We start from the raw sequence: 26,882 nt of genomic DNA, 5'->3' as shown, positions 1-26,882 counted from the left end.
TTAAATAACTATTAATTGCAAAGTAGGCGACATTTTTTGATTCAAATGCGTTTTACATTTGTACTTTACAAAAAGAAAATTATGAGAACAACAACCCGTTTTTTAAGCATCTTATTTTTGCTTCCATTATTTACGTTCACCGCCTGTGGACAAACGACAAACAAAAAAGACACTACAAAAAAATCTACAACAATGGGAAATGCTATCAACAAACCCGGAAATCCGTATTATTCCAATACAGACACAAAAAAACTCAATGTTAGTGATGCCGAATGGAAAAAGGTTTTACCCGACGACGTTTATGAAGTAACTCGTAATGCTGACACCGAGAGACCTTTTACAGGGAAGTATTGGGACACGGATGAAAAAGGAACTTATTATTGTGCCGCCTGTGGCAATAAATTATTTCGTTCTGGCGCCAAATTTTCAAGCAACTGTGGTTGGCCAAGCTTTTTTGAACAAGACAACAAGAACAGTGTTATTTACAAAACCGACAATTCTCTTGGAATGGAAAGAATTGAAGCGCTTTGCGGAAGATGTGACGGCCATTTAGGACATCTTTTTGATGATGGACCTGCTCCAACCGGAAAGAGATACTGTATGAATTCTATCGCTCTTGACTTTATTCCCGATACTAAATAAAAATAAATCTAACTACTATGAAAAATATATTTTTAATGGTGCTATTGACTTCGTTTGGAATGTTTGGACAAAACAGCTCAGTCGATAAAACCAAAAAACAATCCAATTTCGAAACGATTACATTGGCCGGTGGTTGTTACTGGTGTGTTGAAGCCGTTTATGAAAATCTGATTGGAGTAAAATCGGCAATATCAGGATACGCAGGCGGAAAAGTCGCCAATCCTACTTATGAGGATGTTTCTACTGGAAGATCTGGTTATGCCGAAGTGGTTCAGATTACCTACGATAAAAACGTAACAAATCTGGATGAGATTTTCAAAGTTTTCTTTACAGTCCATGATCCAACTACGCTAAACCGACAAGGTGCCGATGTAGGAACTCAATATCGTTCTGCTATTTTTTATAAAAATGAAGCACAAAGAAAAGCAGCACAAACAATCATCGCTGCAATGAAAAAAGCTGTAATTTATGACAGTCAGATAGTTACAACATTAGAACCGCTAACTAAATTTTACAAAGCCGAAGACTACCATCAGAATTATTACGCCAACAATAAAAGCCAACCATATTGTCAAATGGTAATTCAACCCAAAATGGAAAAATTTGAAAAGCTTTTTAAAAGCCGATTAAAGAAGAAAAAATAAATTATTAAACTAACGCCTTGTTACTACAAACAAGGCGTTTTTTTTTTATATCCTACTAAATTCAAGATGCTTTACACTACTCTTTAAAATTGCTGCAAGGCAAAATATTTTTGCTATATTTGTTTTAACCGACCCTATTTACCATCAAAATAGCCTCAATTTCATTTGAAATAACTGCTGTTATCAAACCCAATTTCACACCACACCCAATGAAAAAAATTATTCTTTTTACAGGATTATTCACTTTCTCCCTTTTTGCTTCTGCGCAAAATGAAGTACTAAAAGCTAAGATTGCTCAAAAGGCAACTTCTTTAGAATCCAAAGTTATTACTTGGCGAAGAGACTTTCACCAAAACCCAGAATTAGGAAACAGAGAATTTAAAACTGCCGAAAAAATAGCGGTACACCTGCGTTCTCTTGGGATTGAGGTACAAACCGGAGTGGGGAAAACTGGAGTTGTTGGTATTCTAAAAGGAGGAAAACCAGGTCCGGTTGTCGCCCTAAGAGCTGATATTGATGCATTACCTGTAAAAGAACGAGTAGACATTCCTTTTGCTTCCAAAGCAGAAGGGGAATACAATGGCAAAGTAGTTTCTATCATGCACGCTTGTGGGCACGATACACATATTGCAATTTTAATGGGAACAGCCGAAATTTTAGCATCTATAAAAAGCGACTTAAAAGGAACCGTTAAATTCATTTTTCAACCTGCCGAAGAAGGACCGCCTGAAGGCGAAGAAGGAGGAGCAGAATTGATGATAAAAGAAGGCGTTCTTACTAATCCCAAAGTAGATGTTATTTTCGGATTACATATTAATGCCCAGACAGAAGTTGGCACAATAAAGTACCGTCCAAGAGGTACAATGGCAGCATCCGATTGGTTTAAAATAAAAATAATGGGTAAACAAACGCATGGTGCTTATCCGTGGCTTGGTATTGACCCAATTGTTACTGCTTCTCAGATTATAATGGGATTGCAAACCATTATTAGTCGAAATGTAAATATAACAGAATCAGCTGCAGTTGTAAGCGTTGGACAAATAAATGCAGGGGTACGAAGCAATGTCATTCCGGAGGAACTTACAATGAATGGCACCATTCGTTCTCTGGACAGCAAAGTACAGCAAATGGTTCATTCCAGAATAAAGCAAATTGCAACGGCAATAGCCGAAAGTGCCGGAGCCACTGCCGATGTAAGTATTACCAATAAAACTGCTATTACCTACAACGACCCATCATTGACTGAAAAAATGATTCCAACATTAGAATCTGTTGCTGGCAAAGAGAATGTTCTACTGACTCCTGCGGTTGCAGGTGCCGAAGATTTTTCATTTTATCAGGAAAAAATACCGGGTCTATACTTCTTTTTGGGAGGTGCTCCTAAAGGCAAGCCAATATCAGAAACTGCTCCACATCATACTCCAGATTTCTATATTGATGAAAGCGGTTTTGTATTAGGAATGAAAGCAATGTCTGCCCTAACTATAGATTACATGGAAATGAATACTAAAAAAAATAAGTAACAATATAAAAACTAATTCACTAACTAGGTATTGCCAATTGATAATCAATTCCACAATAGTAAAAACACAAAAAACGTCTCACTACAATGAGGCGTTTTTTTTTGCCATATACATGAAAAATCTAATGTACTAAATTGATTTACTGCGCTATAATTCATATATTTATATTGATTTTCAACAACTTAAATACTACGTTATGTATAATGAGTATCATTCTGGTGGAATGCATTTTTTCTAGTAGATTTTTGGATAATCATCCTCATTTGGGTATTTGCAACTCTTTATAACTTTCTTGGTCAGCGAACAAAAAAGGAACCTTCATTGGATATTCTGAAAAAAAAATACTAAAGAAGAAATTACAAACGAAGAATTTGAAGAAAAAAAGAAGCTTCTTTATGCCTTGTTAAGCGCATCCATTGTTGCAAGTATCATCCCTTTTTATTCTAAAATAATATTTTATAAAAAATGAAGGGTAATTAAAATTAATGTGCAAAACCAAGTTTAAAAAAATGCAAATGCACAGTTTTCGCAAACGCTTAAAAACATACCAATACAATAAAAATTCTAATCTGCGAATCACAAAACCAATAGTTGCAAAAAAAATATTTTATCGGATTTACTTGGAGAATAGCATGATTACGAAGTTGTCATCAATCATTTAAAAAAAGGCATTAAGTCAAATAAGACAATTTCAAGAGAAAAGAAACAACTTCAAATAAGTAAAACAGTATTAACTTAAACAGAGAATTGTTATTCGACAAAATAAATGCAACTTTACCCTATCAGACTCTTATATAAATAATTAAGACCAATCAAAACTAAAAACCATCCTTAATAAGAATTATACGTTCCTCCTAAACTATTTTGAACATTATGAAACAAACCATTACGCTATTATTCTTATTTGCTCTAATCGGTTGTGGCAGTAATTCCACTTATAAATCCGAAACTAAAAACAAAGATTGGGCGATGCTCAACTTTGTAAAAGTAGACAGCCTTAATCCGATTTTAGAACCTCAATTAAATCAAGTTTTTCAATCTCCAATAAATAACAAAGAAGTACACTGGGAGGAAAGAAATGTCCTTAATCCATCAGCGATTGTCAAAGACGGAAAAGTATATCTCATCTACAGAGCACAAGACAAAGACATGACGTCAAGATTAGGGCTGGCCATTAGTGAAGACGGATTGCACTTTAAAAAACAATCGGCTCCAATATTCTATCCTGACAACGATATGATGAAACAGTATGAATGGAAAGGTGGAGTAGAGGATCCAAGAATCATAGAAAGCGAGAATGGAACTTATATCATGACTTATACCTCCTATGATGGTAAAACAGCACGCCTCTGTTTAGCCAGCTCAAAGGATTTAAAAACGTGGACAAAACACGGTTTAGTTTTAAACGAAGAAAAACACAAAGATTTGTGGTCAAAATCAGGAGCTATCGTTTGTAAATTAGACGGCGATAAAATTACAGCCACAAAAATTAAAGGCAAATACTGGATGTATTTTGGGGATACTGATTTGTATCTTGCGACTTCTGAAGATCTCATCCATTGGAAAGTGGCCGAAAATGAAGAAAGCAAAAAAATGATTACCGTTTTACATCCTCGAATGGGTTATTTTGATAGTCGTTTAGTTGAACCAGGTCCTTTTGCTTTACTCCAAAAAGAAGGTATTGTTCTAATTTACAACGGAAGTAATGCAGCCAATTATAATGATTCGAGTTTACCTAAATTCACTTACGCAGCAAGTCAAGCGCTATTTGATAAAGAAAAGCCCTATAAATTAATAGACCGAATGGAAGATTATTTTATTCACCCGGACAAACCTTATGAAAAAACCGGTGAGGTAAATGAAGTTTGCTTTGTAGAAGGATTAGTTTATTTTAAAAAACAATGGTTTTTATATTATGGAACTGCCGATTCAAAAATAGCCGTTGCTGTTAAAAAATAAACTCAATCACTCCAATTGTAAAAAACTATTCAGCTACTAAACTTTCTAGGTATGCCAGGAATCTAGATATTATACCCCTACTATTTTCGGTTGTTAAATTTTTTTTTTCAACTTTTTCAAATTCGTTAAAAGTAGAAATAAAGAACATAACAAAGCATAAAATTACCACTACAGTCATGATAATTAATTCTATATTTTCCATAATTATTTTTTGAGTTTAAGATTTAAAAATATTAAAAAACCTAAAATAGTTGGGGGCCATAAGCCAATAAAAATCGCTCTCTGAGGATCTTTTAACACAATATAAAAATATTCAGAAGTGAAAATTAACACTACAACCAGTACTAAAATTAAAATTTCAGACTTTTTAAATTTTTGAAACATATGTATGATTTTTATAATTTCTTATTTTATCTGTTATCCAAAACAGAATGTACCTTGTAAAATTAAGATGCTTTAAAAATAAATCAATTATTATTTTACTATTAACTCTAAATTATAATCGAAATAAACAAAGATGATAATTTATAAAAATTAGGAATAAAGAAAAACGTAAATATTGGTGACCATCAGTATATAAAATTATCGACTTGTCATATGAAAAAAAAATACTGACAGTCCACAACTACCTATACAAACATAGAATGAATTATTATTTTGAAAAATAAAAAACAGCATGGGCACTTAATCAATCACTTTTAGTCTTTAGTAACTGAGAATCTAAAGATCTACAACGTAACGAAAAAGCATAACATCTAATTTAAAAAAATTAAACAAACGCAAAAAAACGATAGATTTAGTAGAAAAACGTAAAGTCAGCATGGGTACGACCCGAAACATAAGCCACCAATACCAATTAATTAATAATAATTGATAATGGCGACAATTCGTGAAATTCATTTCAAAGCAAGAAAATCTTTAGGAAAACCTAAATTTCTATTCCGGTTATTTTTGGTTCAAAATCCTTCCAATCATCAACGCACATTTTTCGCCATCAATAGCTGCAGATATAATTCCACCAGCATAACCTGCGCCTTCTCCGCAAGGGTACAACCCTTTTATTTGAAGATGTTCATAGGTCAATGGGTCTCTGGGAATACGCACTGGCGAAGACGTTCTGGATTCTGGTGCATGAAGTATGGCTTCATTTGTTAAATATCCACGCATCGATTTTCCAAATTCAGTAAATCCTTCTCGCAATATATGTGTTAAAAATCCTGGGAAAACCTGTCCCATTTCTACTGAAGTCGTTCCGGGAACATAGGACGTTTTAGGAATATCCGATGAAACTCTGTTTTGTGTAAAATCAATCATACGCTGTGCGGGAACTTTTTGACTTTCACCAGCCAAGTGCCAGGCGCGTTGCTCGATACTTTTTTGGAATTCCATTCCGGCCAAAGCACCAAATTTAGCAAAAGGTTTAAAATCTTCCAGTTGCAATTCGATTACAATTCCGGAATTGGCAGTAGCCTGATCCCTTTTGGATGGCGACCAACCATTGGTAACCACTTCACCAGGACTTGTGGCACAAGGTGCAATCACGCCACCGGGACACATACAAAAGGAATACATTCCTCTTCCTCCTACTTGCTTCACAATAGAATACGGAGCCGGAGGTAAATATTCGCCACGATAATCACAACTGTATTGAATGCTATCAACCAAAGATTGTGGATGTTCTGCCCTTACGCCCAAGGCAAAAGGTTTGGCCTCGATAAAAATCTTTTTTCTATCCAATAATTCAAAAATATCACGAGCCGAATGTCCTGTGGCCAAAATAAGTTTATTAGCAAGAATCGTGTCTCCTTTTTGAGTAACGATACCCTGCACTTCATTGTTTTTTATTAAAATATCAGTCAGTCGGGTTTCAAATAAAACTTGTCCGCCACATTCGATGATTTTTTCTCGAATATCCTGAATAATTTGAGGTAATTTATTGGTACCAATATGTGGGTGCGCTTCAATCAGAATATCTTCTGAAGCTCCAAAAGCGACAAACAATTCCAAAACTCGCGTTACATCACCTCTTTTTTTAGAACGGGTATACAACTTCCCATCTGAATAGGTTCCTGCTCCGCCTTCGCCAAAACAATAATTGGAATCTTCGTTTACAAGATGATCCACATTGATGGCTTTCAAATCTCTTCTTCTGCCTCTAACATCTTTTCCACGCTCAATAACTACAGGCTTCAATCCCAATTCTATCAATTGTAAAGCAGCAAAAAGTCCCGCAGGTCCTGCGCCAACAACGATTACTTCTTGAGCTGTAGCCACATTACCATAATCCGGAAGTTGAATTTTTTGCTCTTGAAAAGGTTCTCCTTTTAAATAGATTACAACCTTAAGATTGATTTTTATTGCTTTTTGACGGGCATCAATCGATCTTTTCAAAATAGAAACGTGCTGAATTTCATTTACGGAAATCTTAATTTGTTTCGATAAATGATTTTTCAACAACAAATCATTTGCTGCAATTTCTGGAGATACTTGTAATAAGAGTTCTTGAGGCATTTTTTTAGATTATTCGATTTTTAGATTATTTGACTTTTAAAAATGTCTAAAATAATCCAGGCACAAAAGTAGTATTTTGTATTGACTTCTTGTTATTGAAAGGAAAATCCATTTTCAAATTTTCAAATTGCCTAATTTTCGAATTAGACTTTGTAACTTTGCAATTCAAAAATAGTAAAACGATAACTCCTCAACCTATTAAACAATTAAGAATAAAATTAATATTTGATTTTCGAGGAACACTGATTACTGAACACTGATTACTGAACTTTTGTACCTCATAAAAAATGTCTAGACAAATAAAACTGATATGGGATTTTCGTGGTCCGGCTGCTGCAAAAACAGCGGAACATCACGAAATTCATTTAAAAGAATACATAACAATTGAAAAATTACCATTGAATATAACGGGTTTTGAAATTCAAGGTGAAATGCAAGCCATTGCTTTTATGGTAGTAACGGATGAAAACATGATTCAGGTTCGAGATGCTTTGAAACCGCATCGTGGGGAAATATATACCTAGAAAAACTTTTAAATTCCACTATCTTAAGAAAATCTCAAAATAAAAGATACAAAATAACGGCAGTAATTGGAATTTAAGTGTTAGACCTCAAACATGAACTACTTTAAATCAAGTTTGTAATCACTGAATATATAGGTCTCGTTGTTTTCCCCAGATAGCTTTATACTCTTAAATTCAACGACCTCATCATTTTTGACTTCATAATTATAAACATCGATATCTTTAGTATTTTCTGAAGATTCGTAAAATTTACCATCTTCAGTCCACCATTTCCCTTTTTCAGTAAAGGTCTTTACTTCACAATCTTCCTTTGCGGTAAACATTATTACATAAGTGCCATCAGCAAATCTTTGTTGTATCCAATGTTTTTCAACTCCTTCTATTTGTCTATCTTTTTCAAAACCCTTCCAAATACCAATCAACTTATCGTCTTGCTCTTTTTTATAGATTGAAAAACTAAAAATTGAAATTGAAAATACTAGCAAAGCAACTATTCTAAAAAATGGGAATATTTTTTTCATAAATATTAATTCGTTGGGATTTTTATTGTTTTCATATAATCATTTAAAAAAGCAAACATAAAAGAATCGACTTGCTTATCCGCTTTAAAATCAGCTTCTTTTTCCTTTAAAGATTTATTTTCTCTTCCGATACCTGGATTTTCTATTAAAAATAAACTGTTAGAAAAACCAGTCTGAATCGTCATTTCTTTATATTCTTTAACCTTTATTTTATATTCTTCGGTACGCTTAAAATATTTAAAATAATCTCTTTTAAATTTCTGAAACTCCTCCGCAGTAAATTTTTTCGATTTAAGATTAATTCCGTTTTTTATTTCTATGAGATTGTAATTTTCATATAGAGAACTATAACCCATATGTACATATTGCAATATTTCTCCTGAAGGACATACTAGTAAACCCGAATAATAATTGCATTCAAAATTAGCATTCGTTCCAAAAACATCTTTATAAATAGAGGTCAAGAAATAATTAGTCTTACCGTTACTGTTATCTTTATAATCTTCTTTATAAATATTCTCAACAACAAGTTTTCCATCTAAAAATTTAAAATAAGCTATATAACCTCTCCAATTGGCACTGGAAAAGCTAGTTATTAATGTTTCTGGAATTGGATGATCTTTAAAATAACCTTCTAACGGATTTGATTGTATAGCTAAGGTATCATTTTCAATAATTAAATAATCCGGAACCTGACCGGTTGCAAATGATTTCACTGACACTAAAAAAACAAAAGCAAAAAGCACTTTTAAAAACTTCATAAAACTATTTTAATTAGCTACTTCGCTGATGAATTTAATTCGCATTAAGCGCAATTCATCAATATCATAATCGCCATCAAATTCTTTGAGTGCGTTTTCTATATTATCAGATTCGGATTCCATAAAATAATCGTGAATTTCCTCTTGCTGATCATCGTCAAGCATATCGTCAATCCAATATTTTATATTTAGTTTAGTTCCGGAATACACAATTTGCTCCATTTCTTTAATCAAAGTATCCATATTGATACCTTTGGCAGAAGCAATATCAGCGAGGGATAATTTCCTGTCGATATTTTGAATGATATAAAGTTTATTTACGGAGTTTACTCCTGTAGATTTCACCACTAAATCTTCTGGACGAATGATATCATTATCTTGTACATATCGACTGATTAATTCTAAGAATTCCTTTCCGTATTTCTTAGCTTTTCCTTCGCCTACACCATGAATATTAACTAATTCTTCTTGAGAAACAGGATATTTCAAAGCCATATCTTCTAATGATGGATCTTGAAAAACCACAAATGGAGGAACGCCTAATTTCTTAGCCACTTTTTTACGCAAATCTCGCAACATACCCATCAATAATTCATCGGCAGTTCCGGTAGATTTAGAAGCGGTAACTATGGCTTCATCCTCAGATTCGTTGTATTCATGATCTTCAGACATCATAAAGGATTCTCGGTTTTTAATAAAATCCAATCCTTTATTTGTTATTTTAACAATACCGTAGGTTTCAATATCTTTTGATAAAAAACCTGCAACTAGAACTTGTCTCAACAAAGCCATCCAGTATTTTTCATCATGATCTGAACCACATCCAAAAAAGGACTGCGCATCTGTTCTATGTGCTTTGATGACAGCATTGACACGGCCAATCAAGGTAAAAACAACTTCTTTTGATTTGTATAAATGTTTCGTATCGCGAACTACTTCCAATAGTTGCACTACTTGACCTATAGCTTCAACTTTGGTTTTTGGATTTCGAATATTGTCATCCATATCAGCACCATCACCATTAACATCATCAAATTCTTCTCCGAAGTAATGAAGCAGGAATCTCCTTCTTGACATAGACGTTTCGGCGTAAGCCACAACTTCCTGCAACAAAGCAAATCCAATTTCCTGCTCTGCCACCGGCTTACCTGACATGAATTTTTCTAATTTCTCGACATCTTTATAAGAGTAGTAGGCCAAACAATGTCCTTCACCACCATCACGACCTGCGCGACCAGTTTCCTGATAGTAACTCTCTAGTGATTTTGGAATATCGTGGTGAATCACAAAACGCACATCCGGTTTGTCAATTCCCATCCCAAAAGCGATAGTAGCCACCACCACATCTACATCTTCCATAAGAAACATATCTTGGTGTTTGGCACGGGTTTTAGCATCTAATCCCGCATGATAAGGCACGGCACTTATTCCGTTTACTTGCAAAACTTCGGCAATAGCCTCTACTTTTTTACGGCTTAAACAGTAAATAATTCCTGATTTGCCTTTATGTTGTTTTATAAAACGAATAATATCCGATTCTATATTTTTAGTTTTAGTACGTACTTCGTAATACAGATTGGGTCTGTTAAATGATGCTTTAAAAGTGGTAGCATCAGACATGTCTAAGTTTTTCAGAATATCTTCCTGTACTTTTGGCGTTGCTGTGGCAGTAAGCCCAATAATAGGGACATCTCCCAATTGCTTGATGATATGCTTTAAATTCCTGTATTCCGGTCTGAAATCATGTCCCCACTCCGAAATACAATGCGCTTCATCGATAGCTACAAAAGATATGGTCACATTTTTAAGAAAGCTCACATATTCTTCCTTTGTTAAAGACTCAGGTGCAACATATAATAACTTCGTCAATCCTGAAGTAATATCTTTTTTTACCTGAGTAATTTCGGTTTTAGTAAGAGAGGAATTTAAAACATGGGCAACACCATTTTCAGAAGATAAACTTCTGATGGCATCCACTTGATTTTTCATTAAAGCAATAAGAGGCGAGACTACGATAGCAGTTCCGTCTTGAATCAAAGCTGGTAATTGATAACAAAGTGATTTTCCTCCTCCTGTGGGCATTATCACAAATGTATTCTGTTGGTTTAGGATACTTTTTATGACTTGTTCCTGCAACCCCTTAAATTGGCTGAAGCCAAAATATTTCTTTAATTCTTTGTGGATGTCAATTTCGTTTGAATTCATTCTTTATTATGTGGTATTTTGTATAAATTTGCAACACCTAAAGGTACAAATTTCTTTTACACATACAAATTTTAATTATTCTGTTTTGATATCTAAAGAAAATATATTGGCTAGCGCCAAAAAAACTATTTTATCGGAAAGTCAATCTATTGCCAAACTAACTGATTTTCTTGATGAAAACTTCATTGAAGCGACACAAAATATCTATAATTCCAAAGGAAGACTAGTGGTTACAGGGATAGGAAAAAGTGCTATTATTGCCCAAAAAATGGTAGCCACTTTTAATTCTACCGGAACACCATCGCTATTTCTGCACGCCTCAGAGGCTATTCACGGTGATTTAGGAATGATACAAAATGAAGATACTATCATTTGTATTTCAAAAAGTGGCAACAGTCCTGAGATAAAGGTTTTAGTGCCACTCCTAAAACGTTTTGAAAATACATTGATCGCAATAACTGGAAATACTGCTTCTTTTCTTGCTAAAGGTTCTGATTTTGTTTTGAACACCACCGTAGATGCTGAAGCTTGTCCTAACAACCTTGCTCCAACTAACAGTACAACTGCACAATTAGTAATGGGTGATGCAATTGCCATTTGCCTTATGGAAATGCGCGATTTCAAACCGGAAGATTTTGCCGTTTACCACCCTGGAGGCGCGTTAGGCAAGAAATTATTGTTGCGTGTAAAAGACATGTTAGAACACACCTTGAAACCTATGGTATCGCCTGATGCATCAATAAAAAAGGTTATTTTCGAAATTTCTGAAAAACGTCTTGGCGTAACAGCGGTTGTCGATAAAGATAAAGTTATCGGTATTATTACCGATGGTGATATTCGAAGAATGTTAAACGAAAGAGATTCTTTCGCTGATTTAACCGCCAAAGATATTATGACTCAAAACCCAAAATTAATACCATCTACTGCTATGGTTGTAGATGCACTTAATATATTAGAAGACTTCTCTATCACACAATTAGTTGTTGTTGACAATGGAGAATACAAAGGAGTATTACATTTACACGATATTTTAAAAGAAGGTATACTATAATGGCGAAAAAAAACTTAAACGAAATGTCGTTTTTAGATCATCTTGAAGAATTAAGATGGTTATTGGTTCGAAGCACAATTGCAATATTAATCTTGGCTACAGTCACTTTTTTCATTAGTGATTATATTTTTAATGTCATCATTTTTGGTCCTACAAATGCTAATTTTGTAACCTACCGCTTTTTTTGCGACCTGTCAAATCAATTGGGCTTTGCTGAAAGTATTTGCGTAACCGAAATGCCTTTCATCATCCAAAACACAAACATGGAGGGACAAATCAACGTTTTGATTTGGACCTGTATAACAGCAGGATTTATTCTTGGTTTTCCATTCATCCTGTGGGAAGTTTGGAAGTTCATCAGTCCTGCATTATATGATACTGAGAAAAAACATGCGAGACTTTTTATCATTTCATCTTCATTACTTTTCTTTCTGGGTGTATTGTTTGGCTACTTTGTAATTGTACCCATGTCAGTAAACTTTTTTGCAACTTTTACCATCAGTACAGTAGTAAAAAACCAGTTTAGTATTGATTCATATATTGGCTTGGTAAAAACAAGTGTTATTGCGTGTGGTTTGTTTTTTGAGCTACCCATAATTATTTATTTTCTCACAAAACTAGGTTTAGTAACACCCGTTTTCTTGAGAAAATATTGGAAATATGCCGTAATCATCATTCTTATAGTTGCTGCAATTGTAACCCCACCTGATGTGGTGAGTCAAATCATTGTAACCATTCCGATGTTGTTAATCTATGAAGCAAGTATCTTAATTTCAAAAATAGTAGTAAAAAATAAAAAAAATTAAATGGCTGATATAATCGAAGAATTTAATGAATACCGTTCTAAAATGAACGAAAAATTATTGGCAGACAATAATAAAATTGTAAAACGAATTTTCAATCTAGATACCAATGCATATGCAGCAGGCGCCTTGGATGTAAAAACGAAAGAATTACTTGGATTAGTAGCTTCGGCAGTTTTAAGATGCGATGACTGTGTAAAATACCACTTGGAAACCAGCCATAAAGAAGGCGTTACCAAAGAAGAAATGATGGAAACAATGGGAATTGCAACTCTTGTGGGCGGAACAATCGTAGTACCACATTTACGTAGAGCCTATGAATTCTGGGAAGCATTGGAAGAAAACGCAACCAAATAATTTGTTAAGAAGTTGAATCGTTTAATTGTTTATTCGTTTATTTGACACGATTAAACAATTTAACGAATAAACAGTTAACCAGTTTAAACGATTAAACTAAAAAAAATGAAATTAAGAGCCGAAAATCTAATTAAAACCTACAAAGGGCGAAGTGTTGTAAAAGGCATTTCGGTAGAAGTAAATCAAGGCGAAATCGTAGGGCTTTTGGGACCTAACGGTGCTGGAAAAACTACTTCTTTTTATATGATTGTAGGATTGGTTAAACCAAATTCAGGCAATATATTTCTGGATGATTTGAATATTACTGATTATCCTATGTACAAAAGAGCACAGCAGGGAATTGGTTATTTAGCACAGGAAGCATCCGTTTTTAGAAAATTAAGCATTGAAGATAATATATTAAGTGTACTGCAATTGACAAAATTGTCCAAGGCGGAACAAGAGGCTAAAATGGAAAGTTTAATCGAAGAATTCAGCTTAGAACACATTCGAACTAATCGTGGCGATTTACTTTCCGGAGGAGAGCGCCGTCGTACCGAAATTGCACGTTGTTTGGCCACCGATCCAAAATTCATTTTATTAGATGAACCTTTTGCGGGTGTTGATCCTGTTGCCGTTGAAGATATTCAAAGAATTATAGCACAATTAAAAAATAAAAACATTGGCATTCTTATTACCGACCACAATGTTCAGGAAACCTTGGCTATTACTGACAAAACCTATCTGATGTTTGAAGGTGGAATCCTAAAAGCGGGAATGCCCGAAGAATTAGTGGAAGATGAAATGGTTCGTCGTGTGTATTTGGGACAAAATTTTGAGTTGAGAAAGAAAAAATTGGAGTTTTAAAGAAAGTGGTTAGTATTCAGTTTAAAAAAAGTCATCAGTATTCTACATTTTTTTCACTATTCACTAAAAACTACTCATTAAAAAAACTACTCCACAGTGATATACCGCAACTGCTGTAAATCTCCATTGTATATATTTATGTCTACATTACCTTTAATGCCAGGAACTGATGCCTTTTCGGTGAATTGCCAAAACAACCAATCTTCGGCTATTTCTTCTCTGTAAAAGTTATAATTAGCAATCCAAAAAAGATAATCACTGAATTCTTCTTTTAAAAAATCATCATAGTACCGCTCGCCTGTATAAATAATAGGCTTTACACCATAATGCGATTCTATAGTAGTTAACCATCTTTTTAAACCTAATTTAAGATTTTCTATCGACTGATTTTTAGGAAGTTTTTCTATATCTAAAACGGGTGGTAAATCTCCTTTTTGAAGGGTTACTGTTTTAATAAAAAGTTCGGCTTGCTCCATTGAATTTTCGTTGGGACGATAATAATGATAGGCTCCACGAATCATTTTATTTTCTTTGGCGCCAAGCCAATTCTTATTAAACTGGCGGTCTTTTCTATCTTTACCAACAGTAGCACGAATAAACACAAAATGCAGCGGGTATTTATTTTCTAAAGTATCGACATAAGTCCATCGGATTTTGCCTTGATATTCTGAAACATCCAAACCAATACTTTTCCCCTCGTGTTTTTCTAAAACCTGATAATTTCGAACATCAGAAATGCGCTTGGCTTCGGTTTCTTCTCTTAGAATTTTATCTGATTTAAAACTAAAATAGTACGCTAAACCATCTCTATAATGATAGCCAACAGCACCAATCAGCATAACAAAAAAAGCAACAATAGAATAACGCAAAGCCTTCCCGGAGAAAACAGTTGCTTTCTTTTTAGGTTTACGAACTACCGTAGTTTTTCTTCTGACCGTTTTTCTTTTCATTCAAAAAGAATTACTTTTTTAGCACTTTATTATTCACCACAGAAAGCAAAACATAAAAGAGAATTACTAAAGGAATTCCTAGATATTGAAGAAAAATCAACAATAAAAGAGAACAAATCAAAAACACAATTTGAATCGTGTTATCTTTAAAATTGAACTTTTTGATTTTTAAGGAGAACAATGGAATTTCAGCGTTCAAGATATAAGCGCTCAATACCGATATTATCAATAAAACCCATTGATTTGTCAAAATTTCGATAACAAATAAAGAGTCCGTGTATTTTAAAACCAAAGGCAGACTTAAAATAAACAACGCATTGGCAGGAGTTGGCAAACCAATAAAAGAATCAGTTTGGCGGGTATCAATATTAAAATTTGCCAATCGGTAACAAGAACCTAAGGCAATCAAAAATCCTAAATAAGGAAAAACTTGTAAATATCCTTCTACCACTGGTGATAGATGACTAACCATCATTTGAAACATTACTAAGCCCGGCACTACTCCGCTAGTAACCATATCTGCCAAAGAATCCAACTGCAATCCAAGCGGGCTAGACACATTGAATAATCGGGCAAAAAAACCATCAAAAAAGTCTAGGAATATACCCAAGCAAACAAAATAAAATGCCATTTCAAAATCTTGGTTAAAAGCAAAAACCAAAGCGATACAACCGCAAAAAAGATTTAGTAAAGTAATAATATTGGGGATATGCTTTTTAATAGTCATAGTTATAAAATTTAGTGAACCACAGTTGGCAAATTTAGCATAATAAGTCAAGGAGAAGTACGTTTTTTAATAGAGTTTTTTCAACAGTGATTTCTTGTTTGGATATATTTACCGAAAGGAAGAAATAAGCTCAGTAAAAAATTATATTTTTGATAAAAATTAAACAGACTTATCGTTTGTAAAAATGACCCCATTGAAAAAAAGCTTCCTTTTAGCAGCGGTTTTAGTTAGTACGCTAATTCACAGTCAAGCTGTCAGAAAATACTCGAATGAGTTTATGAATATCGGCGTGGATGCGGCTGCATTAGGCATGTCTAATACTGTTGTGGCTACTACAAGTGATGTTAATTCGGGGTATTGGAATCCTGCAGGACTGATTCATCTAGAGGATCATCAGGTGTCATTAATGCATGCTAATTATTTTGCTAATATAGCCCAATACGATTACTTGGCCTACGCAAGCCCTATAGATGACCGGAGTGCTTGGGGAATTTCATTTATTCGTTTTGGTGTTGATGATATTTTAAATACTACCGAACTAATCGACAGCCAAGGTAATATTGACTACAACAGAATCAGTCTTTTCTCTACGGCCGATTATGGTTTTACTTTTTCTTATGCTCGAAAACTACCTGTTCCCGGATTTCAATATGGCGTAAACGCAAAAGTTATCCGACGAATCATTGGCAAATTTGCCAATTCCTGGGGCTTTGGTTTTGATGTCGGATTACAATTCGAAAAGAACAACTGGAAATTTGGATTAATGCTTCGAGATATAACCACCACGTATAACGTATGGAATATTGATGAGGACGAATATCAGAAAATTGCCAATTCTATTCCCGGAGAAAACCAAGAATTACCGGAGAGTACTGAGATTACGGCTCCAAAAGCACAATTAGGAATCGCTAAAAAATTCATCATTCGATATGATTACAGTATTTTGGCTGCAGCAAATATGAACATGCGATTTGCAAAAACGAATGATCTTATCTCGACCGATTTTGTCAGCATCGATCCGGCTTTAGGTCTTGAATTTGGCTATATTGATTTGGTATTTGTTCGTGCAGGCGTGGGTAATTTTCAGAATGTACAACAACTGGACAACTCCGAAAAAGTGGGTTTTCAGCCTAATATTGGTTTGGGATTCAAATACAAAGGCATCCAGATTGATTATGCGTTGACTGATTTAGGCGATCAAAGTACAGCTTTGTATTCTAATATTTTTTCAGTTAAAGTAGATTTGGGAATGTTTAGAAATTAATTTAAAACAACAATACCGTAACAAATGGATTTAGCTTCTTTAAAAAAAATAGTTCTTTTCATACTCTTGTTTTCAACTACAAGTTATAGTTTCGGACAAAGCATCGAATTGTCACAAAACACACAAGTCAGCGTGCTTACTTGTGGAACGGGGAATGAATCCTATTCTCTTTTTGGACATACTGCAATTCGAGTGCACGATACGGTCAACGGAATTGATGTGGTATACAATTATGGCGCTTTTGATTTTAACACTCCTAATTTTGTTATGAAATTTATAAAAGGGGACTTGCAATATTTTGCCGTGGCACACTCCTACCCTGATTTCATTAATCAATATCAATATGAAAAAAGATCTGTTTATGAACAGCAGTTAAACATTCCATCCTCTTTAAAACAAAAACTATTTGACAATCTGAACACTTCATTGGCCTCAGGCGAAAGTCATTACACATACAAGTTTATTGATAAGAACTGTACATCGATGGTAGTAGACATCATCAACAAAACGCTAGACACTACCGCAATTGTAAAAAATGCAGATTCGGATATCACTTACAGAGCGATCCTTTATCCGTATTTTGACAATCACTTTTACGAAAAATTAGGGACGAGCATCATCTTTGGAAAAAAAGTAGATGGTTTAGGTAAGCAATTATTTTTACCTTTTGAACTGCAAAAAAGCCTGAAAAACATTTCTTTTCAGAACCAACCACTAGCACAGGATAACAAGACACTGTTAGAATTCGAGAATAAAGCTCCTGAATCATGGTGGAATAATATATATACCTATATCCTTTTCCTTGGGTTTATTGTACTCATAAATAAGAAAAGTATCGATTTGTTTTATCTCATCCTGATAGCGTTAATAGGTATGTTCTTTACGTTTATTGGGTTTTATTCTTCGCATCTGGAATTAGGATACAACTATAATATTTTACTTTTCAATCCAACTTTAGTGGGGTTACTTTATTTTTATTGGACAAAAAACAAAAAAGGAATTTACAATCTGGCATTATTTAATATCCTGTCGTTAGGAATCTATTTCTTTGTAGTAATCAACAAAGCTCATTTTTTACTGGTATTACCATTAATAATTACCAACGGAATTATTTTGGTCAGAATGGCAATGCAGAATAAAAAACGGATTCCAATTATCATTTAAAAATATTTTTTTTTAAATAATAATAATAACAATACTATTGCCCCCTATAAAACAAAACAGTCGTAATTGTTTTAAAAGCAATGTTTAAATCCAGAAAGATACTTCTGTGTTTGATATAATACAAGTCATATTGAAGCTTTATCAAACTATCATCAATTGTAGCTCCATATGCATAGTTCACTTGCGCCCATCCTGTAAGACCGGGCTTTATGATATGTCTTGTTTCATAGAAAGGCATTACATCAGCAATTTCCTTTACAAAAAAAGGACGTTCTGGACGTGGACCAATAACGGCCATATCTCCTTTTAAGATATTTATAAATTGTGGAAATTCATCAATTCTGGTTTTTCTTAAAAACTTACCAAATACAGTTACTCGAGAATCATTTGTAGTCGTAAAAACTGCCCCACTAGATTCAGCATTACTGACCATAGTCCTGAATTTTAAAATTTCAAAGACCATCCCATCTTTACCTACACGTTCTTGGGTATAAAATAGCTTTCCTCGATTTCCTATTGCGTTTCCAATTAGTATTAAAGGAAATAATACCAAACCGATACACAATCCAAGCACCGAAGCACTGATTTCAAAAATACGAACAGCAATTAAATACAACTTATTGTGATTACTTCTACTAAAAGGAAAAAACCGATAAAAATCTCTGGACATATAATGCACCGGAATACGTTGCGTTTTACTTTCATAGACTTGTGTATATTCTCGAATTATAACTCCAGACTCCAGTAAATAAAGTAATTGCTGATACAAATCAGCTGTAATTCCATCTGTCTTTTGGGAAGCAATCACAATTTCGGATATAGAATTTTGTTTTACGAAAGAAAACAACGCATCCCGCTTTATATTTTTAACGTAGGGAAATTCTACTGTGTCATCTTCGGCGGTATCAGCATTAACAAATGCAATTATTTTATAATGGGGATCGATATTTTCTAATCCGGATATTAACTCTTCTACTTGATCATTATCACAGATTAAAACTGCATTTTGCAAAAAACGAGTAGAGGCTAAAAACGAGACATAAAACATGCGCCATAAAAACAGAGCCAAAAACACCACCACATAAAACAATACAATCTGAATTCTTTTTGAAGGAAGTTCTGGAGAATAAATGGGTGTTAACAAATACACTAACACAGTTGTTGAAACGGTAAGAATAGTACTCTTTAGTACCTGAAATTGATTACTGGCAACCTGAAGATTATACATTTCGAAGATAGTCCCGAAAAGATTGATATAAATGCCTAGAATTAACATCCAGTACAAATTATTGGTAGACAAAATAAAATAATCAAAATCAAATATATTTCCTGTCAAGAACAAAGAACCAAAAACAAAAAACACATCAAAAACACGCAGAATCATCTTTCGTTCTGATATTTCAAAATGCATTTTATCAACTGAAAACATAGGTGGTATTTACGTTTAAGGCTGCAATTTAGTACTTTTGCCTCGAAGTAAATGGAAGAAGTTTTATTTTTTTTAACAAAATTTTAATAGAGCACATTTTAATACAACACAAATACTAATAAGATAGCTAAACAAAGTACTTTTAGTGTTTTTTTAAATATTAAAATATGTCCAAAACAGATCCGGAATACACTTAATTAATAATAATAAAGAATAAATCAACGACTTCTGAACACTGAAATCTGATTACTGATCACTAAAAAACTGCTCATTCTTCTTCATTCTTAACCCTCCTAGTACTTCCCAACTGCACATTCAATAAAGATAAAGAATACACAAAGGCAGGAGCCGCAGTTCGCATAGCAGCATGATTAATGGTTAACAACCAAAAGACAACAAAACACAGTAGAAACATATTGAACTTGTTTTCTATATACAAAACCAGAGGTGTGAAAAATAAAATCAGTAACGCTAATACTCCTAATGAACCATGCTCTGCTAACATACGAGTAATTTCATCGTGTGACAAAGCCGCCCCTGGGGTGTCTAATTTTCTAACTTCGACCCCTTTCCCAACACCTACACCAAAAATAGGATTCTTTAAAAAGATATTAATTTCATCCGCTGCTATCTCCTCTCTTCCAGTCAATTGACTTTTTTTTGCCCTTCCAGCGGCATCTTGATTCGCATACCGCTTATCAATAAGCCCACCTGTTTGAAACGATGTAAATGACCACGTTGCTGTTAGTGCAATTACTAATAAAACAATGATATAATTTAATTTCACCTTCCCTGCAAAATTAGATTTAAAATACAAAAAGATCAGCAGTAAGACAATCATCAAAAATCCAGTAATCATTCCTCCACGAGAAAAAGTAATCATACCCCTATACGTAATATTCAAGGCTAAAAAAACATTGATTAAAATTTGAAATTTTGATTTACTATCCAATATGATACGAGAGAAAAAAACAAACATCCCCAAGCCAAGTATAGTAGCTACTTGATTAGGTCCATATCCACCGGAAGTTTCATAATTAGATTGTGTACTGGTGATAATATCTCTAACATTTGGTGTATAAAGAGTCAAATACACCATACAAGTTACAATTGGCAATCCCATACTTAACAAAATATTGTTAGTCTCTTCTAATGAAATTTTTCGTCTATAGGTATATAAGGAAGCGAGTCCAAGACAAACGGGACCTGATATATTAAAAGCGATCGCTTTTCGAATATCAGTACCTAAATTCAATTCAAATGTTGAAATGACTATACTAGGTACCAATAATATCAAAAAAAACCAGTACGGTGCGGCACCTTTAGAAAATCCGCGAAAATACATCCCAATAAAGATAAAAACCATCACCCCATATTTAGAAATTTCATATAAGGGGTTACCATTCGTCATCCTCAAAAAAACTTCACTTCCTACGATATATGCAGCTGCAATAAGTGCCTCATTGTTTCTGTTTTGGCTTTTAATGACATAATAAATACCAAAAATAAAAATGAAATACCCATATATTTTAGAAATAAAAGGAACTGCATACACCATTGCCCCTAGAACGACATGGAAAAGAATTAAAAACAAATAGGATTGATCCTCTTTTTTCATTTACAAGTATTATTTAACCAATTTAAATACGCTGCAACGACAGCTTTTTTTGAATAATGTTCCTGGACCTTTTTATAAAGCAAATTACCAAACTCAAGCTGCTGAAACTCACTGTCCATTAATGCTCCTAATGCCTCGTAAAACAAATGCTCATTTTGAGGAGCCACAAGAAAACCGTTTTCTCCATTGATAATCAACGAGGATATTTCACCTACATCAGTAACTACAACAGGTTTTTTTAATTGTCCGTATTCTAAAAGAGCAACAGGCAAACCTTCAGATTGAGATGTTAAAATTCCGATAGCAGCTTGTTGCAAAATATTTTCAATATCGGATTTAGTACCGTAAAGAAACACATTTTTTTCTAAATCAAAAGAAACTATTAGATCCTTAATTTTTTGAGAATAGAAATCATTAAAATCTTTTCCGACCAAATGAAAAGTCCATTCTGGATGGGATATTTTTAGTTTACTAGCTACTTTCAATAATAAAAAATGGTCTTTCTGTACTCTCAGATTAGCTAAACATACAATTCGCATTCCTTCAACTCCCTTCAATACAGTAAGGACGTTGCTATTATTCTCTTCAGAAGGGAAATTAGGCAAATAAACCGTATTCTTGAAATTCATTTTTTGCTCAGCCCAAACTTTCAATTTTTGGTTTACGGCTATAATTCCGCTAAAAAAAGGTAACGTAATTTTTAAAGCACCTAATGGTCTTTTGGATAAAAACTCACTATCCCCATAATGGTCATGCCAAATTAATTGTATTGAAGGATGAACTAACTTCAATAAAAAAGCTATAAAAAAAGAGGTACTATGGGCATGAATATGAGTCACTTTATTTTTTAAAACAAAAGAATGCAATTTAAAAAGTGCTCTAAAATCAATCAAATTTTTTCTATTTAAAAATAAATATGATATCCCTTCGTCAACCTGACTTAAAAGCGGTCCTTCTTTACGAGTAACTACCAATCCAGAAAACTCGATTGTATGAAATAATGCATTAGCATAACTCACTGCCATACGCTCGGCACCACCTGGCTCAAGAGAATCTATAATTTGAATGACTCTTATTTTATGATTGTTATGTTGCATCTTGCTTCTCTACACTTATTTTTAGTTCTCTTAATCAAGGAGTTTTACATTTTGCCACTCCCATAGCTACCAATTCTAACCATCTAAACTTTAAACTTCAATCCCCTATACAATTAACTCCTTAATCGCTTCCTCAAAAACATCCAGTGTAAACATTCTGGACCATTCAGCAGCTTTATTTTTTTTAGCATCAAAATCGGTTTGATCCTGTAAAATCACCTCAATTTTAGCACTATCAATCTCTAAATCCTGCTCCAATAAAATCCCTCTTTTACCATAATCTAACATAAACGGAACACAAGAAACTGCAGTAGCTAGAGGAACACAACCCCAAAACATACCTTCCGCGATTACTTTGGGCCAGCCTTCACTGTCAGAAGGTAATACTACAAAATGACTGCTTTGATAGGCTTTCTTAACAATTTCCTGTGATTGGTTTCCTTGTAATGAAACAATCTTTTCTAAAGTATGTATTGCAATATAATCCTCCAGCATTTCTCGTTCCACCCCATCTCCATAAAGATTCAATCTCACTGCATATCCTTTTTGATGCAAATTTTCTACTAATTGTATAGCATATAACGGATGTTTACCTTGTACTAAGGCACCAACAAAAACAAAGTCAACAATTTCATTTAGACTTTTTTGAGCAACAGGTACTATATCATGGGTTGTATAGGAAGCCGTAAAAAAAGGTTTTATATTTTGGCTCATGCCTTCCCACTGACCGTAAACCAAAACCTGCATATTTCGGGTTAAAAAAGTATTATTCAAAATCCATTGTTGCAATTTATATGTCAAAGGTTGTTTGGATTTAGGATCCCAATTACCTGCATATTTTGCAGTTTTAGGCTTATTCGGAAATACAATTTGTACTATACAAGCTAACAAACCAATATTGCCGGGACAGCGCAAATGAATGTGATCGGCAGATTGCATGGCTTTAAAAATAACCATTAGTAAACCAGGCAGTTTTAGAATAGTCCGCAAAATAGATTTAAGCGATAGGATATCAAAATTTGATACGGATATAAACTCTATTTTGGGATGTACATACGAATTGTCAATTGCAGTTGTATCACCAATAAAAAAAGGAGCAACAATAACTAATTCATCTACATTTCCCCCCCAAACATTCATTTCTCTAACATAGGGCGCATAAGCATAATATTGATTATCAGCTTTAGAATGTGGAACATGGGTAAATATTGCGAACTTCATATTATAACTATTACAGTTTTGAATCGTTTATTAAAGTTGACTCGCTATTTAATACAGACTCAACCACATATTTTGCTTGTGCCAATGGGGTACAAAACCTATCAAAATAGATTTTACCATTAGCGGCTATTGTTTCATGATAGTCCGTATTATCAATTATTTTATCAAAAAGTGGTTTAAATTCTGTAGTTTTTTCTATAAAATGAGCTTCAGTATGCTGTGTTAAATTTTTAGGCAATTCAATTTTAAAAGGAAATGATAAAACAAATAAACCTTGATTTAAATATTCAGCTAATCGCCAACTCACCGCTCCACATACTGCAGGGTTATTTAATGCAATTTTAGTTCTGGCGCTTAACTTTGAGAACATTCTAGGAGAATATTTTTCATCGTTAAGTTCATTATCAAATCCATAATTATTCCCATCAGAGCGGGGTATAAATCCACCTTTAAATACTATTCTGTTATCTGATTTACAAAAACGTATAAACTCAGCACGAATTTGATTGGTTTCTGGTTCCTTTTTCCAAATATTAGAAGAGAAAAAAATAAAATTATCTTTTTTTAAACTTTTTTGGTACTGCACATACAAAGGCCTTCTTAGAAGAATATAAATTTGTTGCAATACCTCTTTTAATTTCAAATAACGAAATAAACCTAATCCAAAAACACGGCAATAAAGCAGAACAATATTAACGGGATAATGAGGGTAAAGTGGTTTAACTTTTGGCTGTTTATAAGAATCGTGATTGATAAGCTTATTAGTCACAAAATAAATACTGGCTAAATCATATAATTCGGGATGAACTCCTGTAGGATCATCATTATCTATTACGGCTATTGTATTATTAACCTTAAAAATCAGTAGGGGCTTGTTATTGAACTTAGCAAAACTAGGGTCCATTTTGAATTTGACCTTATACTCTTGACTCAATCCTAACAAATAGTAAGAAGAATAAAAATTAGGAATATTCAATACTTGTATTTCTTTCATAATCTTGTCATTACCTATTGGGAACTAAATATGGAATGCATTACTTTCATTAAAACTTACTTCGGCTTATTAATCCATAAACTCCACCACCCCGCAGTTCTTCCTAAAGCTTCTGTTAAGGCTTCTTTTTTATTGCTTGTCGTAAGCACATTACTATACCGTATTCCGATTAAAAGCAAAGTAATAGCATGCCATTTCAACCGATGTTTTAATGTAGGGCTTGGGTTTTTAGTACGCCACACATACCATCCGTTACGCACCACCATTGTACCATATTTATATTGATTAGGCCTTCCTGCAGCATCATGATAATGGTGTAGTCTGGCCGCTGTATTCAAGTATAACTTACCTATTTTAGCGACTCTTAAGGTAAAATCAGCATCTTCATACAAGCCATAGCCTTCAAAATAAGTGGAAAAATGCAGCGTTTCAAATACTTTTTTTCTAAAAGAGGAAACCCCGCCCATCAACATTTCCACTTCGTACGTTTTGCCATTTGGAGGTAAAAAACCTACACTACGCCCATGAGAATACAGTGAGGAATAACCCGGTGGACAATCACTGTCCAACCCTAATTTTTTTCGTAGCACAAATCGGCTTCCGTCCTTTTGCTTCCATCCGTCAAAATAAAATTCTTGGATTGTAGGCTGATAATTAGGTCCTACAAATTGAAATTTATTCTCATTGCAAATGTAACCTCCCACACCCAACGCTTGCGGATAATCCGTGTAGGTTTTCAAAATTTGTTCAAAATAGTCTTTTTCTAAAACGGTATCATCGTCTAAAAAACAAACAATATCAATTCCTTCATTTAATTTTCCTACACCATAATTACGTTGCTTGGTAAGCCCTCTGTGTTCAGTGGCTACTAAATGATAGTGTAAATTTCGGAAAGGATTTTGATTCAAAACTGTTTCGGTATCCTGATTTAAGGAACCATCAACAATTATAATTTCATCAGGATAAACCGTTTGCCCGATAACAGATTGCAGTAATTGCAAAAGAGGTTTCGGACGCATATAGGTGCAAACAATCAGAGCAAATTTCATTTATATTTTTTCGTTAAAAAGAGTAGAAAGCGTTGTAAAATACGATTCTCTATTCAATAATTGAAGCCACAAATTACGATTTTTAACTTGCATCTTTTCAAAATCTTCAGCAGTTGTTTTTTGATGAAAAGCTATTAATGCCTCACAAATGTTTGTATCCGTAGCAAGAATACAATGCTCTTCCCAATTGACAATTCCTTTCAAAGGTAATCTAAAATCAGTATCTATAACAAAAGGAATCCTTCCCATGGCAAGGGTTTCATAAAATCGTACAGAATAATTACCTGCCCCTCTAAGACAAAATATGTAGGGATTGGCAGCTATATTTTTAAAAAAGTCCTGAGTTGTTTTCTGTTTATCCTGTGCTGTTTTTACTCCGGCTCGGTATTGATTTCTAAAAACAAAATCAGTTTTAATTTGATTATTTTTCTGCAATAAAGACAAGTACTTGTATCGCTTTATACTAGAAGGATAAAAATTCTGATAATCGGTAAAAAGCACTTTGGTCAGTCGCTTGTAATTGTGTAATAAAAAGACTAATACTTCTTTTACCCATTTAGTCCAAGAGTTACTTGCGTGACCTACAAAACCAATTCTGGGTAGTGGATTTTTAGGAATAGGTTGACATTGGTTTTGAATAGTAGTATAAGGATCTTCAATGAAGGAAGGCAAAATAAAAGTATTTGCATCAAACTTTGAATTAAAACCACTTAATCTAAAAGTATAAACCTTTTTATTTATACTAAATCCATAATCACCAGCGGTATAAACCCATACTTTTTTATGCAATGCAATAGCTTTGTCTATATAATCAAAAAGCCATTGCTTCTGTTTTTTTTGAAAATACTCACTGATATCTAACGGTACAATTACAACAACTGCTTCCTCCATTTGGGTGACCAACTCATACTTGCTTAACAACTGCTCATTTTTTGTATAACACAAATCAAACAACAACGGAAAAACACATCTTCGGTTTTCCGGTGTAATAAAGTGTTGGTCTGTGTAAATTTTTAGCATGT

25 protein-coding genes are annotated in these 26,882 nt (G+C 33.7%); 11 read left to right on the top strand and 14 right to left on the bottom strand.

What is annotated here, in order from left to right; translation table 11 throughout:
• Positions 1–81: 81 nt before the first annotated feature.
• From msrB to ACNQF6_RS08135, 4 genes are all read left to right on the top strand, one after another.
• Positions 82–642 carry a peptide-methionine (R)-S-oxide reductase MsrB gene (gene msrB, locus ACNQF6_RS08150; RefSeq protein WP_417964878.1) on the top strand — a complete coding sequence of 187 codons (561 nt, stop codon included), beginning with the start codon at positions 82–84 and terminating at the stop codon, positions 640–642.
• Between the two features lie 17 nt (positions 643–659).
• Positions 660–1,286 carry a peptide-methionine (S)-S-oxide reductase MsrA gene (gene msrA / locus ACNQF6_RS08145; RefSeq protein ID WP_417964875.1) on the top strand — a complete coding sequence of 209 codons (627 nt, stop codon included), beginning with the start codon at positions 660–662 and terminating at the stop codon, positions 1,284–1,286.
• 209 nt (positions 1,287–1,495) lie between these two features.
• Complete coding sequence (locus tag ACNQF6_RS08140) at positions 1,496–2,809, top strand: amidohydrolase (protein WP_417964873.1); 1,314 nt, start codon at positions 1,496–1,498, stop codon at positions 2,807–2,809.
• Between the two features lie 873 nt (positions 2,810–3,682).
• Positions 3,683–4,768, top strand: coding sequence for a glycoside hydrolase family 130 protein (locus ACNQF6_RS08135; RefSeq protein WP_417964871.1), 1,086 nt, complete (start codon positions 3,683–3,685; stop codon positions 4,766–4,768).
• 25 nt (positions 4,769–4,793) lie between these two features.
• Here the strand turns inward: ACNQF6_RS08135 and ACNQF6_RS08130 are convergent, their stop codons facing one another.
• Positions 4,794–4,970 (bottom strand): hypothetical protein, encoded by a 177-nt coding sequence (locus ACNQF6_RS08130; RefSeq protein WP_417964869.1) that lies wholly within the window; start codon positions 4,968–4,970, stop codon positions 4,794–4,796.
• Positions 4,971–5,713: 743 nt separating this feature from the next.
• Positions 5,714–7,279 (bottom strand): NAD(P)/FAD-dependent oxidoreductase, encoded by a 1,566-nt coding sequence (locus tag ACNQF6_RS08125; protein ID WP_417964868.1) that lies wholly within the window; start codon positions 7,277–7,279, stop codon positions 5,714–5,716.
• Positions 7,280–7,566: 287 nt separating this feature from the next.
• Between ACNQF6_RS08125 and ACNQF6_RS08120 the strand changes: the two genes are divergently transcribed.
• Positions 7,567–7,803 carry a hypothetical protein gene (locus ACNQF6_RS08120; protein ID WP_417964866.1) on the top strand — a complete coding sequence of 79 codons (237 nt, stop codon included), beginning with the start codon at positions 7,567–7,569 and terminating at the stop codon, positions 7,801–7,803.
• Between the two features lie 98 nt (positions 7,804–7,901).
• Here the strand turns inward: ACNQF6_RS08120 and ACNQF6_RS08115 are convergent, their stop codons facing one another.
• The 3 genes from ACNQF6_RS08115 to recQ are packed head-to-tail and all read right to left on the bottom strand — an operon-like array spanning position 7,902 to position 11,290.
• Complete coding sequence (locus ACNQF6_RS08115) at positions 7,902–8,324, bottom strand: hypothetical protein (protein ID WP_417964864.1); 423 nt, start codon at positions 8,322–8,324, stop codon at positions 7,902–7,904.
• A 5-nt stretch (positions 8,325–8,329) separates the two neighbouring features.
• Positions 8,330–9,085, bottom strand: coding sequence for a hypothetical protein (locus ACNQF6_RS08110; protein ID WP_417964862.1), 756 nt, complete (start codon positions 9,083–9,085; stop codon positions 8,330–8,332).
• 9 nt (positions 9,086–9,094) lie between these two features.
• Positions 9,095–11,290, bottom strand: coding sequence for a DNA helicase RecQ (recQ, locus tag ACNQF6_RS08105; protein WP_417964860.1), 2,196 nt, complete (start codon positions 11,288–11,290; stop codon positions 9,095–9,097).
• An 85-nt stretch (positions 11,291–11,375) separates the two neighbouring features.
• On the opposite strand from recQ, the gene ACNQF6_RS08100 reads away from it, so the two are divergent.
• From ACNQF6_RS08100 to lptB, 4 genes are all read left to right on the top strand, one after another.
• Positions 11,376–12,341, top strand: coding sequence for a KpsF/GutQ family sugar-phosphate isomerase (locus ACNQF6_RS08100; protein ID WP_417964858.1), 966 nt, complete (start codon positions 11,376–11,378; stop codon positions 12,339–12,341).
• Positions 12,341–13,147, top strand: coding sequence for a twin-arginine translocase subunit TatC (tatC, locus tag ACNQF6_RS08095; RefSeq protein WP_417964856.1), 807 nt, complete (start codon positions 12,341–12,343; stop codon positions 13,145–13,147). The genes ACNQF6_RS08100 and tatC overlap by 1 nt, the downstream gene beginning before the upstream one ends.
• On the top strand, positions 13,148–13,501 hold the full coding sequence (locus tag ACNQF6_RS08090; protein ID WP_417964854.1) for a carboxymuconolactone decarboxylase family protein: 354 nt from the start codon (positions 13,148–13,150) through the stop codon (positions 13,499–13,501).
• Between the two features lie 105 nt (positions 13,502–13,606).
• Positions 13,607–14,347 (top strand): LPS export ABC transporter ATP-binding protein, encoded by a 741-nt coding sequence (lptB, locus tag ACNQF6_RS08085; protein WP_417964852.1) that lies wholly within the window; start codon positions 13,607–13,609, stop codon positions 14,345–14,347.
• Positions 14,348–14,433: 86 nt separating this feature from the next.
• On the opposite strand, the gene ACNQF6_RS08080 is transcribed toward lptB, so the two are convergent.
• Together ACNQF6_RS08080 and ACNQF6_RS08075 are read right to left on the bottom strand one after the other, a co-directional pair.
• Positions 14,434–15,297 carry a glycoside hydrolase family 25 protein gene (locus tag ACNQF6_RS08080; RefSeq protein WP_417964850.1) on the bottom strand — a complete coding sequence of 288 codons (864 nt, stop codon included), beginning with the start codon at positions 15,295–15,297 and terminating at the stop codon, positions 14,434–14,436.
• A gap of 10 nt (positions 15,298–15,307) precedes the next feature.
• Complete coding sequence (locus ACNQF6_RS08075) at positions 15,308–16,024, bottom strand: CDP-alcohol phosphatidyltransferase family protein (protein WP_417964848.1); 717 nt, start codon at positions 16,022–16,024, stop codon at positions 15,308–15,310.
• Positions 16,025–16,217: 193 nt separating this feature from the next.
• On the opposite strand from ACNQF6_RS08075, the gene ACNQF6_RS08070 reads away from it, so the two are divergent.
• Together ACNQF6_RS08070 and ACNQF6_RS08065 are read left to right on the top strand one after the other, a co-directional pair.
• Positions 16,218–17,288, top strand: a complete 1,071-nt coding sequence (locus ACNQF6_RS08070) for a putative type IX sorting system protein PorV2 (RefSeq protein ID WP_470303385.1) — start codon at positions 16,218–16,220, stop codon at positions 17,286–17,288.
• A 24-nt stretch (positions 17,289–17,312) separates the two neighbouring features.
• On the top strand, positions 17,313–18,452 hold the full coding sequence (locus ACNQF6_RS08065; RefSeq protein ID WP_417964846.1) for a lipoprotein N-acyltransferase Lnb domain-containing protein: 1,140 nt from the start codon (positions 17,313–17,315) through the stop codon (positions 18,450–18,452).
• Positions 18,453–18,486: 34 nt separating this feature from the next.
• On the opposite strand, the gene ACNQF6_RS08060 is transcribed toward ACNQF6_RS08065, so the two are convergent.
• The 7 genes from ACNQF6_RS08060 to ACNQF6_RS08030 form a co-directional block, all read right to left on the bottom strand.
• Positions 18,487–19,881 carry an exopolysaccharide biosynthesis polyprenyl glycosylphosphotransferase gene (locus tag ACNQF6_RS08060; protein WP_417964844.1) on the bottom strand — a complete coding sequence of 465 codons (1,395 nt, stop codon included), beginning with the start codon at positions 19,879–19,881 and terminating at the stop codon, positions 18,487–18,489.
• 268 nt (positions 19,882–20,149) lie between these two features.
• On the bottom strand, positions 20,150–21,499 hold the full coding sequence (locus ACNQF6_RS08055) for an O-antigen ligase family protein (protein WP_417964842.1): 1,350 nt from the start codon (positions 21,497–21,499) through the stop codon (positions 20,150–20,152).
• The gene (locus ACNQF6_RS08050) at positions 21,496–22,596 is read right to left on the bottom strand and encodes a glycosyltransferase family 4 protein (RefSeq protein WP_417964840.1); all 1,101 of its coding nucleotides are present in this window, start codon (positions 22,594–22,596) and stop codon (positions 21,496–21,498) included. Before ACNQF6_RS08050 ends, ACNQF6_RS08055 begins: the two co-directional genes overlap by 4 nt.
• A gap of 105 nt (positions 22,597–22,701) precedes the next feature.
• Positions 22,702–23,817 (bottom strand): glycosyltransferase, encoded by a 1,116-nt coding sequence (locus ACNQF6_RS08045; protein WP_417964838.1) that lies wholly within the window; start codon positions 23,815–23,817, stop codon positions 22,702–22,704.
• Positions 23,818–23,827: 10 nt separating this feature from the next.
• Entirely contained in the window at positions 23,828–24,811 is a 984-nt protein-coding gene (locus tag ACNQF6_RS08040) for a hypothetical protein (RefSeq protein WP_417964836.1), read from the bottom strand.
• A 56-nt stretch (positions 24,812–24,867) separates the two neighbouring features.
• On the bottom strand, positions 24,868–25,860 hold the full coding sequence (locus ACNQF6_RS08035) for a glycosyltransferase family 2 protein (RefSeq protein WP_417964834.1): 993 nt from the start codon (positions 25,858–25,860) through the stop codon (positions 24,868–24,870).
• Complete coding sequence (locus ACNQF6_RS08030) at positions 25,861–26,880, bottom strand: hypothetical protein (protein WP_417964832.1); 1,020 nt, start codon at positions 26,878–26,880, stop codon at positions 25,861–25,863.
• Positions 26,881–26,882 lie beyond the last annotated feature (2 nt).

The organism is Flavobacterium pasteuri (assembly GCF_048286615.1).
Lineage (GTDB): Bacteria > Bacteroidota > Bacteroidia > Flavobacteriales > Flavobacteriaceae > Flavobacterium.
Note: the sequence above shows the minus strand (reverse complement) of the source record. Positions and strands in the feature narration are given on the sequence as shown.

Coding starts and splice junctions, on each gene's coding strand:
- msrB (WP_417964878.1), top strand. CDS start 82: ATGAGAACAACAACCCGTTTTTTAAGCATCTTATTTTTGCTTCCATTA.
- msrA (WP_417964875.1), top strand. CDS start 660: ATGAAAAATATATTTTTAATGGTGCTATTGACTTCGTTTGGAATGTTT.
- ACNQF6_RS08140 (WP_417964873.1), top strand. CDS start 1,496: ATGAAAAAAATTATTCTTTTTACAGGATTATTCACTTTCTCCCTTTTT.
- ACNQF6_RS08135 (WP_417964871.1), top strand. CDS start 3,683: ATGAAACAAACCATTACGCTATTATTCTTATTTGCTCTAATCGGTTGT.
- ACNQF6_RS08130 (WP_417964869.1), bottom strand. CDS start 4,970: ATGGAAAATATAGAATTAATTATCATGACTGTAGTGGTAATTTTATGC.
- ACNQF6_RS08125 (WP_417964868.1), bottom strand. CDS start 7,279: ATGCCTCAAGAACTCTTATTACAAGTATCTCCAGAAATTGCAGCAAAT.
- ACNQF6_RS08120 (WP_417964866.1), top strand. CDS start 7,567: ATGTCTAGACAAATAAAACTGATATGGGATTTTCGTGGTCCGGCTGCT.
- ACNQF6_RS08115 (WP_417964864.1), bottom strand. CDS start 8,324: ATGAAAAAAATATTCCCATTTTTTAGAATAGTTGCTTTGCTAGTATTT.
- ACNQF6_RS08110 (WP_417964862.1), bottom strand. CDS start 9,085: ATGAAGTTTTTAAAAGTGCTTTTTGCTTTTGTTTTTTTAGTGTCAGTG.
- recQ (WP_417964860.1), bottom strand. CDS start 11,290: ATGAATTCAAACGAAATTGACATCCACAAAGAATTAAAGAAATATTTT.
- tatC (WP_417964856.1), top strand. CDS start 12,341: ATGGCGAAAAAAAACTTAAACGAAATGTCGTTTTTAGATCATCTTGAA.
- ACNQF6_RS08090 (WP_417964854.1), top strand. CDS start 13,148: ATGGCTGATATAATCGAAGAATTTAATGAATACCGTTCTAAAATGAAC.
- lptB (WP_417964852.1), top strand. CDS start 13,607: ATGAAATTAAGAGCCGAAAATCTAATTAAAACCTACAAAGGGCGAAGT.
- ACNQF6_RS08080 (WP_417964850.1), bottom strand. CDS start 15,297: ATGAAAAGAAAAACGGTCAGAAGAAAAACTACGGTAGTTCGTAAACCT.
- ACNQF6_RS08075 (WP_417964848.1), bottom strand. CDS start 16,024: ATGACTATTAAAAAGCATATCCCCAATATTATTACTTTACTAAATCTT.
- ACNQF6_RS08065 (WP_417964846.1), top strand. CDS start 17,313: ATGGATTTAGCTTCTTTAAAAAAAATAGTTCTTTTCATACTCTTGTTT.
- ACNQF6_RS08060 (WP_417964844.1), bottom strand. CDS start 19,881: ATGTTTTCAGTTGATAAAATGCATTTTGAAATATCAGAACGAAAGATG.
- ACNQF6_RS08055 (WP_417964842.1), bottom strand. CDS start 21,499: ATGAAAAAAGAGGATCAATCCTATTTGTTTTTAATTCTTTTCCATGTC.
- ACNQF6_RS08050 (WP_417964840.1), bottom strand. CDS start 22,596: ATGCAACATAACAATCATAAAATAAGAGTCATTCAAATTATAGATTCT.
- ACNQF6_RS08045 (WP_417964838.1), bottom strand. CDS start 23,817: ATGAAGTTCGCAATATTTACCCATGTTCCACATTCTAAAGCTGATAAT.
- ACNQF6_RS08040 (WP_417964836.1), bottom strand. CDS start 24,811: ATGAAAGAAATACAAGTATTGAATATTCCTAATTTTTATTCTTCTTAC.
- ACNQF6_RS08035 (WP_417964834.1), bottom strand. CDS start 25,860: ATGAAATTTGCTCTGATTGTTTGCACCTATATGCGTCCGAAACCTCTT.
- ACNQF6_RS08030 (WP_417964832.1), bottom strand. CDS start 26,880: ATGCTAAAAATTTACACAGACCAACACTTTATTACACCGGAAAACCGA.